Source organism: Tenacibaculum sp. 190130A14a, from assembly GCF_964048965.1.
Taxonomy (GTDB): domain Bacteria; phylum Bacteroidota; class Bacteroidia; order Flavobacteriales; family Flavobacteriaceae; genus Polaribacter; species Polaribacter polynesiense.
In genome coordinates this window covers 3,544,086-3,555,062 of sequence record NZ_OZ040189.1, presented here as the reverse complement: position 1 = coordinate 3,555,062, position 10,977 = coordinate 3,544,086, and the positions used below count along the sequence as shown (strand labels likewise).

General features: G+C 33.7%; 9 protein-coding genes and 1 tRNA gene. All 10 read left to right on the top strand.

Annotation, left to right across the window (positions count from 1 at the left end; genetic code table 11):
- Position 1: 1 nt before the first annotated feature.
- The 10 genes from mraY to ABNT22_RS16505 all read left to right on the top strand — a co-directional run bounded on the left by mraY (position 2) and on the right by ABNT22_RS16505 (position 10,899).
- Positions 2–1,228, top strand: a complete 1,227-nt coding sequence (gene mraY, locus ABNT22_RS16550; protein WP_348714053.1) for a phospho-N-acetylmuramoyl-pentapeptide-transferase — start codon at positions 2–4, stop codon at positions 1,226–1,228.
- Position 1,229: 1 nt separating this feature from the next.
- Entirely contained in the window at positions 1,230–2,564 is a 1,335-nt protein-coding gene (gene murD, locus ABNT22_RS16545) for a UDP-N-acetylmuramoyl-L-alanine--D-glutamate ligase (protein WP_348714055.1), read from the top strand.
- A gap of 5 nt (positions 2,565–2,569) precedes the next feature.
- Complete coding sequence (locus ABNT22_RS16540) at positions 2,570–3,760, top strand: FtsW/RodA/SpoVE family cell cycle protein (protein ID WP_348714057.1); 1,191 nt, start codon at positions 2,570–2,572, stop codon at positions 3,758–3,760.
- A gap of 70 nt (positions 3,761–3,830) precedes the next feature.
- Positions 3,831–4,919: an undecaprenyldiphospho-muramoylpentapeptide beta-N-acetylglucosaminyltransferase gene (murG, locus tag ABNT22_RS16535; RefSeq protein ID WP_348714059.1), complete on the top strand. Its 1,089-nt coding sequence runs from the start codon at positions 3,831–3,833 to the stop codon at positions 4,917–4,919.
- Entirely contained in the window at positions 4,919–6,271 is a 1,353-nt protein-coding gene (murC, locus tag ABNT22_RS16530; protein WP_348714060.1) for a UDP-N-acetylmuramate--L-alanine ligase, read from the top strand. Before murG ends, murC begins: the two co-directional genes overlap by 1 nt.
- Entirely contained in the window at positions 6,268–6,993 is a 726-nt protein-coding gene (locus ABNT22_RS16525) for a cell division protein FtsQ/DivIB (protein WP_348714061.1), read from the top strand. Before murC ends, ABNT22_RS16525 begins: the two co-directional genes overlap by 4 nt.
- Position 6,994: 1 nt before the next feature.
- Complete coding sequence (gene ftsA / locus ABNT22_RS16520; protein WP_348714062.1) at positions 6,995–8,344, top strand: cell division protein FtsA; 1,350 nt, start codon at positions 6,995–6,997, stop codon at positions 8,342–8,344.
- An 82-nt stretch (positions 8,345–8,426) separates the two neighbouring features.
- The gene (gene ftsZ / locus ABNT22_RS16515; protein WP_348714063.1) at positions 8,427–10,307 is read left to right on the top strand and encodes a cell division protein FtsZ; all 1,881 of its coding nucleotides are present in this window, start codon (positions 8,427–8,429) and stop codon (positions 10,305–10,307) included.
- 64 nt (positions 10,308–10,371) lie between these two features.
- Positions 10,372–10,818: a GatB/YqeY domain-containing protein gene (locus ABNT22_RS16510; RefSeq protein ID WP_348714064.1), complete on the top strand. Its 447-nt coding sequence runs from the start codon at positions 10,372–10,374 to the stop codon at positions 10,816–10,818.
- Positions 10,819–10,825: 7 nt separating this feature from the next.
- A tRNA-Arg gene (locus tag ABNT22_RS16505) sits at positions 10,826–10,899 on the top strand.
- The last annotated feature ends 78 nt before the right edge of the window (positions 10,900–10,977 follow it).

The following is a 10,977-nucleotide window of genomic DNA, read 5'->3' as shown; positions in this document are numbered from 1 at the left end:
GATGCTGTATTATATATTTCAATATTTAGAAAATGAATTCAACCTTGCTGGAGCAAGTGTATTTCAATTTATTACATTTCGTTCAGCAGCAGCATTTATTTTGTCGTTGTTAATCTCAACTATTTTTGGGAAAAGAATAATTAATTTCTTAAGAAAACAACAGGTAGGGGAGACGGTACGTGATTTAGGATTGGAAGGACAGGTTCAAAAAGCTGGAACTCCAACGATGGGAGGAGTCATAATCATTTTAGGTACACTAATTCCTGTGTTGTTACTAGCTAAGTTAGAGAATATCTACATCATCATTTTGCTAATAACAACTGTTTGGATGGGGTTAATTGGGTTTGCTGATGATTATATAAAGGTATTCAAAAAAGATAAGGCAGGGTTAAAAGGAAGATTTAAGGTTTTAGGTCAGGTTGGCTTGGGAGTTATTGTTGGTTCAATGTTGTATTTCCATCAAGATGTAACCATTAAAGAACAGTTACCACAAGAACAACAAATAGTTCAAGAGAATGGAAGAAAAAAAGTATTTGGAGAAGAACATAAGTCAACAAAAACAACAGTTCCGTTTTTAAAGGACAATGAACTTGATTACGCAAAAGCATTGAGTTTTTTAGGAGGTGATTATAAGAAATATGCTTGGGTAATTTTTATCCCATTAGTAATATTTATTATTACAGCAGTTTCAAATGGGGCTAATTTAACAGATGGAATCGATGGGTTAGCAGCAGGATCGTCTGCTATAATGGTAATAGCTCTGGCGATTTTTGCTTGGGTTTCAGGTAATATCATTTTTGCAGATTATTTAGATGTGATGTATATACCTAACTCCGGTGAAATGACGGTGTTTATTTTGGCGTTTGCGGGTGCGTTAATTGGTTTCTTATGGTATAATACTTATCCTGCGCAAGTCTTTATGGGTGACACAGGGAGTTTAACCATTGGAGGAATTATAGCGGTAATTGCTATTGCTATCAGAAAAGAACTACTTATACCAGTTTTGGCGGGAATATTTTTAGCAGAAAACTTATCGGTAATGTTGCAGGTGTCATATTTTAAATACACTAAAAAGAAATATGGAGAGGGACGACGTATTTTCAAAATGTCACCTCTACATCATCATTATCAAAAGTTAGGATATCATGAAAGTAAAATAGTTACTCGCTTTTGGATTGTTGGAATTCTTTTAGCGGTGTTAGCTATCGTAACCTTGAAGTTAAGATAATATGAAGAAACTGGTTGTTTTAGGAGGAGGAGAAAGTGGTGTTGGAACTGCTATTTTGGGGAAGCAAAAAGGTTTTGAAGTTTTCCTTTCTGATAAAGGTAAAATAGCAGAGAAGTACAAAAAAGTTCTTTTAAAAGAGGAAATAGAGTTTGAAGAGGAGCAGCATACAGAAACTAAAATTTTGAATGCTGATGTGGTTATGAAAAGTCCTGGGATTCCAGACAAGGTGAGCTTAATTCAAAAGCTCCAAGATAAAAGTGTTAAGGTGATTTCTGAAATAGAATTTGCTTCAGAATATACAAATGCAACAATCATTGGAATAACTGGTTCAAATGGAAAAACTACTACAACGATGCTTGTTGGGCATGTTTTAAAACAAGCAGGGTTAAATGTAGGGATAGGTGGAAATATTGGTGATAGTTTTGCTGGTCAGGTAGCAAACAAATCACATGAGAATTATGTGTTGGAATTGAGCAGTTTTCAATTAGATGGGATTGAGAAATTTAAACCGCACATAGCAATATTAACAAATATTACACCCGATCATTTAGATCGATATGAATACAAATTTGAGAATTACATAAAATCAAAATTTAGAATAACAGAGAATCAAACTGAAAATGATTTTTTGATTTATGATGGAGATGATGAAGTGATTACTAATTGGATAATTAGTACTAAAATAAAAGCTCAATTAATGCCTTTTTCAATTGAAAAGGAACTTGAACAAGGGGTGTTTTTGAGAGGAGAAAATATAATTATGAAAATAAAGACAGAGGAAATTTTAATGAATGCATCTGAATTAAAATTACAAGGAAAGCACAATGTTAAAAATGCCATGGCTACTTCAATGGCTGCTAAACTAATGCAGGTAAGAAAGCAAACTATTGCAGAAAGTTTGTCAGATTTTGAAGGTGTTGAGCATCGTTTAGAAAATGTGCAAAAAGTAAATGGAATTCAGTTTGTAAATGATAGTAAAGCAACCAATGTAAATGCAGCATATTATGCCTTAGAATGCATGGATGTTCCTACGGTTTGGATTGTTGGAGGGGTTGATAAAGGGAATGATTATACCGATTTATTACCATTAGTTCGAGAAAAAGTAAAAGCAATTGTTTGTTTAGGTTTAGATAATCAAAAGATTATTGAAACTTTTGGAGGAGTTGTAGATAGTTTGATTGAAACAGCTGGTGCAGAAGAAGCAGTAAAGGTTGCTTATAAATTGGCATCTAAAGGAGATACTGTATTGTTGTCTCCAGCATGTGCAAGTTTCGACTTGTTTAAAAGTTATGAAGATAGAGGAACGAAATTCAAAGAAGCAGTAAGGGGATTATAATTTTAATGAAAACCATTTTTCAACATATTAAGGGAGATAGAGCTATTTGGGCTATTGTAGCCATTTTAGCAATATTTTCATTTATGCCTGTATATAGTGCTAGTACTAATTTAGTATATGTAGTCGGTAATGGTTCAACAGTTGGGCATTTGGTAAAACACATCGTTTTATTAATTGCTGGGTTTGCTATTATTTACGGTGTACATAAAGTACCTTATAGATATTTTAGTGGGGGATCAGTGTTGATGCTGCCCATTGTAGTTCTTCTCTTAGTAGTCACTCTTGCTCAAGGAACCACAATTGGAGGAGCTAATGCAAGTAGGTGGATTCGTATACCTTTTGTTGGTATAGGGTTTCAAACATCTACATTGGCAGGGCTTGTTTTAATGGTATATGTGGCAAGATATTTAGCGAAAAACAAAGAAAAGCTTATAACATTTAAAGAGAGTTTGTGGCAATTATGGTTGCCTGTAGGAACTGTGTTAATACTTATTTTGCCTGCTAATTTTTCAACAACAGCAATTGTTTTTAGTATGATATTGTTATTGGTGTTTATTGGTGGGTATCCATTAAAATTCATTCTGTACATACTTGGAATGGGGCTTTTTGCACTGTTGTTTTTCATTTTAGTGGCAAAAGCATTTCCAGACGCTATGCCTAACAGGATTCAAACTTGGGAAAGTAGAATTGAAAGCTTTTTGTCTGGAGATTCGAAAGAGAATTACCAAGTTGAAAAAGCCAAAATTGCAATTGCAACAGGAGGAGTGGTTGGTAAAGGAGCGGGAAAAAGTGTTCAAAAGAATTTTTTACCGCAATCTTCATCAGATTTTATTTATGCAATCATCGTAGAGGAGTATGGTTTTGTTGGGGCTATTATGGTCATATTTATCTATTTTCTATTGCTTTTTAGAATATTAATTACAGCCAAAAAAGCGACAACAATCTTTGCAACATTGTTGGTAGTTGGAGTTGGTTTACCAATTATATTTCAAGCCATGATTAACATGGCAGTAGCTGTAAATTTATTTCCAGTTACAGGACAAACATTACCACTTATAAGTAGTGGAGGAACATCAATTTGGATGACTTGTTTTGCGTTAGGAATGATTCTTAGTGTAAGTGCATCTAAAAATGAAACAGAAGAAACGATATTAGATGATAACCCTTTGGATATATTGCATGAAACATTGGACTAGACATATACATCTATATCGTAGAAATACAAAGAGCGTTGCGTATAACCAAAATCATAAATAACGAAGACGTATGAAGCAATCGATCAATGTTATTATAAGTGGAGGAGGAACTGGAGGACATATCTATCCGGCTATAGCAATAGCAAATGAAATAAAACTTCGTTATCCTAGTGTAAAAATTTTGTTTGTAGGAGCGAAAGATAAAATGGAGATGGAAAAAGTACCTCAGGCGGGGTACGATATTAAAGGATTGTGGATTTCTGGGATTCAAAGGAAAATAACATTAAAGAATTTGAGTTTTCCTTTTAAGTTGTTGAGTAGTTTGTGGAAGGCAAATACGATTATAAGGAAATTTAAACCAGATGTAGCTATTGGTACAGGTGGTTTTGCAAGTGGACCAACGTTAATAGTAGCGAATAAAAAGGGAATACCAACTTTAATTCAAGAACAAAATTCATATCCAGGGATAACCAATAAATTACTAGGAAAGAAGGCGGGGAAAATATGTGTGGCGTATGATAATTTGGAGAGGTTTTTTCCTTCAGATAAGATAAAGAAAACAGGTAATCCAGTTCGTCAAGATTTATTGTTTATACATACTAAAACAGAAGAAGGGAAGACGTTTTTTAAATTAGATCCGAACAGAAAAACGGTATTAGTTTTAGGGGGGAGTTTAGGAGCTAGAAAGATAAATGAGTTAATAGCGCATGAGTTAGGGTTTTTTAAGGAGCAAAATATACAAGTTATATGGCAGTGTGGAAAGTTGTACTATGAAGAATACAAACAACATTCTAAAGAAGATGTTCAAGTACATCAATTTTTAAATAGAATGGATTTAGCCTATGCAGCAGCAGATTTTGTTGTGTCAAGAGCAGGGGCAAGTTCAGTTTCAGAATTGTGTATTGTTGGGAAACCAACCATTTTTATTCCTTCTCCAAATGTGGCAGAAGATCATCAAACTAAAAATGCAAAAGCAATAGCTGATAAGCATGGAGCAATTTTAGTAAAAGAAAGTGAATTAAATACATTTCCAATTGTGTTTGAAACACTTCTTAAAGATAAAGGAAAGCAAGAAAGTTTAAGCGAGAATATTAAAACCTTAGCATTGCCAAATGCTACGAGTGATATCGTAAACGAAATAGAAAAGTTAATTAGTTAGTGGATTTAAATCAGATACATAATATTTACTTTGTTGGAATAGGTGGAATAGGAATGAGTGCTATAGCACGATATTTTTCTGTGAATGGAAAAGAAGTAGCAGGATATGATAAGACTCCATCATTGATTACAAACGCATTGCAGGAAATTGGGATTGAGATTCATTTTGATGATGCTGTAAAAAGTATTCCAATTTCGTTTTTAGATAAAGAGAAAACCTTGGTGGTTTATACTCCTGCTATCCCAAGTACTCATCAAGAATTGACATATTTTAAAGAGAACAATTTTTCTGTAGTAAAAAGAGCAGAGGTACTAGGGATAATAACTAAGAATACTTTTTGTTTTGGTGTAGCAGGAACGCATGGAAAAACAACCACCTCTTCTATTTTAGGTCATATTATGGAGTCTGAGAAAGCAACGGCTTTTTTAGGTGGGATTACCGAGAATTATCAATCTAATTTGATTTTAGGAGAAGATAAACTCTCTGTAGTTGAAGCGGATGAATTTGACCGTTCGTTTTTACAATTATCTCCCAATATTGCTTGTGTAACTTCTATGGATGCGGATCATTTGGATATTTATGGAGAAAGTGAAGCTTTGCAAGAATCATTTAGAGATTTTGCAGCCAAGGTTTCAGAAACCATAATTGTAGCAAAAGGATTACCATTAGAAGGTTTAACTTATGCAATTGAAGCCAACGCTGACTATAAAGCGTTCAACTTAAGAGTAAGTAATGGAATGTATGTGTTTGATGTAGTAACACCAACATCCGAAGTAAAAAATATAGAATTTAGTTTGCCAGGAAAGCATAATGTAATGAATGCCTTGGCCGCTTTAGCAATGGCTGATGTTTATGGGGTTTCATTAGAGGTTGTTAAAAATAAATTAAGAAGCTTTAAAGGAGTTCAAAGAAGATTTTCTTATAAAATTAAAACGAATGAAGTTGTTTTAATAGACGATTATGCACATCATCCAACAGAAATAAATGCTGTAGAAAACTCGGTAAGAGAGATGTATCCGAACGAAAGAGTATTGGCTGTTTTTCAACCACATTTATATAGCAGAACAAAAGATTTTGCTGGTGATTTTGCAGAAGCCCTTTCTAAGTTTGATGAATTGTTGTTACTAGATATTTATCCGGCGAGAGAATTACCGATAGAAGGAGTAACGTCATCTTGGTTGTTAGATAAAGTTAAAGGAGAAAATAAACAGCTCGTTTCGAAAGAAGAGCTGTGTGATCAAGTGCGAAAATCATCAGCAAAAATAGTAACGATATTAGGAGCAGGTGATATTGGTGTTTTAGTTAATGATGTAAAAGAAGTTTTAGAAAAAAAGTATCAAATTTTTGGATGAAAAAACTCATAACATATATTGGTTTTTTATTGTTGTTGACGTTTTTGGCATTTTTATATGGGTTTACAGCCAGTAGAAATGGAGAAAAAACAATCAAAAATACTGTCGTGGAGTTTGAGGCAGGAGATAATAATTTCCTGACACACAGTTTGGTTGATAAAATGTTAATACAAAATAATGATTTTGTTAAAAACCAAGCAAAAAGAATAGTAGATTTACACTTTCTAGAAACAAAAGTTTCTGCTAGCCCATACGTAGAAAAAGCAGCTGTTTACATGACTGTTGATGGTGTGTTAAAAACACTAATCAAGCAGCGAAAGCCATTAGCTCGAATTGTTAATAAGAATAGTTCGTTTTATGTTGATAAACAGGGGGTTGAAATTCCAATTTCTAAAAATTTTTCTGCAAGGGTGCCCTTAATATCTGGTGTGGGGAGTCCAGATGAAATAGATGAAGTTACTGAGTTAATAAATGTAATCGCTAATGACAACTTTTTAGAGAAGGAAGTTATAGCAATAGATAAGACGGCTAAAAACGAATATAGATTTTCGGTTAGAAGCGGTAATTATAAAATACATTTTGGAAAGTTTATAAATGTTGACAAGAAAATAGAAAAGTTAAAAGCATTTTATAATAAAGCATTTATAGATAAGTCTATTAATAAATATGAAGTAATTAATTTAAAGTATCACAACCAAGTTGTATGCACAAAACAATCATAGTATGGAAAACAATAAAATAGCAGTTGGTTTAGATATTGGTACAACCAAGATTGTTGCCATGATTGGGCGTAAAAATGAATACGGTAAACTGGAAGTTTTAGGAATAGGAAAAGCTAAAAGTTTAGGCGTAAAACGAGGTGTGGTAAATAATATAACCCAAACAATACAATCTATTCAACAAGCTGTTGACGAAGCACAAAGTGTTTCTGGGCAAAAAATAGATGATGTTGTAGTAGGTATTGCTGGGCAACATATTAGAAGTTTACATCATAGCGATTATATTACTCGTGAAAAATCAGATGTAGTAATAGATGAGCACGATATAGAAAACTTGGTAAGCCAAGTACATAAGTTGGTTATGTTACCTGGAGAAGAAATTATTCATGTATTACCACAAGAATATAAAGTTGATAGCCAACCAGAAATAAAAGAACCTATTGGAATGTATGGAGGTAGGTTAGAAGCAAATTTTCACGTGGTGGTTGGACAAGTTTCTTCAATAAGAAATATTGGACGATGTGTTAAAAGCGCAGGATTAGAGTTAGCTGATATTACATTAGAGCCTCTAGCTTCTGCTTCAGCTGTATTGAGCCAAGAAGAAAAAGAAGCTGGTGTAGCTTTAATTGATATTGGTGGAGGAACAACAGATTTAGCAATATTCAAAGATGGAATTATTCGTCATACGGCGGTTATTCCTTTTGGAGGTAACGTGATTACTGAAGATATAAAAGAAGGTTGCTCAATTATAGAAAAACAAGCAGAATTATTAAAAGTTAAGTTTGGTAGTGCTTGGCCAGGAGAGAATAAGGAAACTGAAATTGTTTCTATTCCGGGGTTAAGAGGTAGAGAACCTAAAGAGATTACACTTAAAAATTTATCTAAAATAATTCATGCACGTGTTCAAGAAATTATAGAGCATGTGTATTTAGAAATAAAAAATTACGGACACGAAACCCAAAAAGGTAAGCTTATTGCAGGGATTGTTTTAACAGGAGGAGGGTCTCAGTTAAAACACCTACGTCAATTAGTAGAATACATTACCGGAATGGATGTGCGTATTGGATATCCAAATGAGCATTTAGCTGGAGACTCTGATGATGTACTTTCGAGTCCTGCATATGCAACAGCAGTTGGATTGTTAATGGAAGGATTGGAGAAGCAAGATAAAGAAGAAGCTTTTGAAGTTGTAGTAGAAGAAACAAAAAAAGAAGCTATAGAAGAAGAAAGTAACTCTATAGAAGAAGATACCGTTGTTCAAAAAGAACAACAACAAGTACAGAGACCTAAATCTAAATCATTCTTTGAAAAGTTTACAGAGCGATTTAAAGAATTTTTAGATAACGCAGAATAAAGTATAATTAGTAAAAGCTCTTTTTCGATCCCCTATCAAGAGCAAAAGTAGAATAAGAAAAAAGATTAAACGAAAAGTTATTATGAGCGCAGAATTTGATAACATTTCATTCGACATGCCAAAATCACAATCGAATGCCATTAAAGTAATTGGTGTTGGCGGGGGAGGTAGCAATGCAGTAAATCACATGTATAGTAAGCAAATTCACGGAGTAGATTTCGTAATTTGTAATACAGATGCACAAGCACTAGAGAATAGTCCAATTCCTAATAAAATACAATTGGGAGCCCATCTAACTTCTGGATTGGGGGCAGGGGCAAATCCTGAAATTGGAGCACAAGCTGCCGCCGAAAGTATTCAAGAAATTCAGCAAATGTTAAGTACCCACACTAAAATGGTATTTATTACTGCTGGTATGGGAGGTGGTACTGGTACTGGTGCAGCACCTATTATTGCCAAAATTGCTAAAGATATGGATATACTTACGGTGGGTATCGTAACTATGCCATTTCAATTTGAAGGAAGAATGCGCTCAAAGCAGGCTCAAAAAGGTGTAGATGAGCTTCGTAAAAATGTAGACTCTTTAATTGTTATTAATAACAATAAATTAAGAGAAGTTTATGGAAATTTAGGATTTAAAGCAGGTTTCTCTAAAGCAGATGAAGTATTAGCAACAGCAGCTAAAGGTATTGCAGAAGTTATTACACATCACTATAAACAAAATATCGATTTACATGATGCTAAGACGGTACTTTCTAATAGTGGAACTGCTATTATGGGATCTGCAAAAGAAACTGGAGCTAATAGAGCTAAAAATGCAATTGTAAAGGCTTTAGACTCTCCGTTATTAAATGATAACAAGATTACTGGAGCTAAAAATGTATTGTTGTTAATTGTTTCTGGAGCAAATGAAGTTACCTTAGATGAAATAGGAGAGATTAACGATTATATTCAAGATGAGGCCGGGTACGATGCTAATATTATTATGGGTATTGGTGAAGATGACTCTCTTGATGATGGAATAGCAGTTACAGTGGTAGCAACGGGTTTTGCAAGTGATCAGCAAAGTACAATTACAAATACTGAAGTAAAGAAAATTGTACATACTTTAGAAGATGATCAAAAAGCAACCTATTCTTTTGGAGAGCAGGCAATTCAAAAGGCACCTAGTTTAGATGAACCTTTAGCAGTCAAAAAAGAAGAGAAAATAGTACATGTCTTAGAGGAAGAAGTAGAAGAGGTAAAACAACCAAAACTAAACTTAGTATCTACGACAGAAGCTATTAAAAATATAGATGTAGTTTTTGATGAAATCACTATTGAAAATGTTTCGGAAGATGATTTCATTATAACTAATGTTGTAGAAAAGAAAGAAGAGGTTAGAGAAGAAAGACCTAAGGTAGTTCAGCAAGATTTATTGTTTGACCTTCCGCTAAATTCTTATGAAGAAATTAAGCCTGCTTCTCGTTTGGTAAACACAACAAAGGAAATCCAAAACATTGATGTTGTGGCAGAAGAAGTAAAACCAGTGCATCAACAGGTTGAGAAACGCTATATTTTAGATGATTTTGATGTAGAACCTACCATTGGTAAAAGTTCTACGCCAGAAATAAAAAATGAAATTGTTGAAGAAGAGTTGCAGTTTGAGGTTAAAACAAAAACGCAAGAAGAAATCAACAATATAGATACAGTAAGTGAGGAAGTGTCTCCATTGAGTTTGACCATTTCTGAATTACAAAAGAGGCGTAATGATCGTATCGAAACAATGAAGAAATTTAATTATAAATTCAACGATCAGGTTTCTAAAAACATTGATGAAATAGAGCGTCAACCAGCTTATAAGCGTTTAGGTGTTGATATTGATGCAGGTTCAGATATAAGTAAAACAGAAACTGCTTTAAATAACGATAAAGACGATTTATTACGATCTAATAACTCGTTTTTACATGACAATGTAGATTAAATAAAAAAACATACTTTTATAAATTCCCGATTTATCGGGAATTTTTTATTCTAAAACTTAAATTATGAGCTTACAAGAACAAGTAATGAGCAAAATGAAAGAAGCTATGAAGTCTAAAGACACCGTAGCTTTAACAGCTTTAAGAGCGTTGAAATCGGCTTTTATGTTAGCAAATACTGAAACTGGTTCGGGAGAGTTAACAGAAGCAGATGAATTAAAAATAGTTCAAAAGCAGGTAAAACAGAGAAAAGATAGTGCAGCTGTTTTTAAGGAGCAAGGAAGAGAAGATTTGGCAGAGCCCGAATTAGCTGAGGCAGCAGTATTGGAGCAGTTTTTGCCAAAAGCGTTATCTGAAGAAGAAATTACTACTGTTGTAGAAAAAGTTATAAATGATACTGGAGCAGAAGGAATGAAAGATATGGGAAAAGTAATGGGGATTGTTTCAAAACAACTAGCTGGACAAGCAGACGGAAAAACAATTTCTACTATCGTTAAAGCAAAGCTAGCTTAATTAATTTGACTCAGTAGTTCAACTGGATAGAACATCAGATTTCGGCTCTGAGGGTTGGGGGTTCGAATCCTCTCTGGGTCGCTAAAACAAAAGCAGCTAGTTGTAATACTTTGCTGCTTTTTTTAGGGGAAAAAATCTCTTAAGGGGAGAATTTACTTG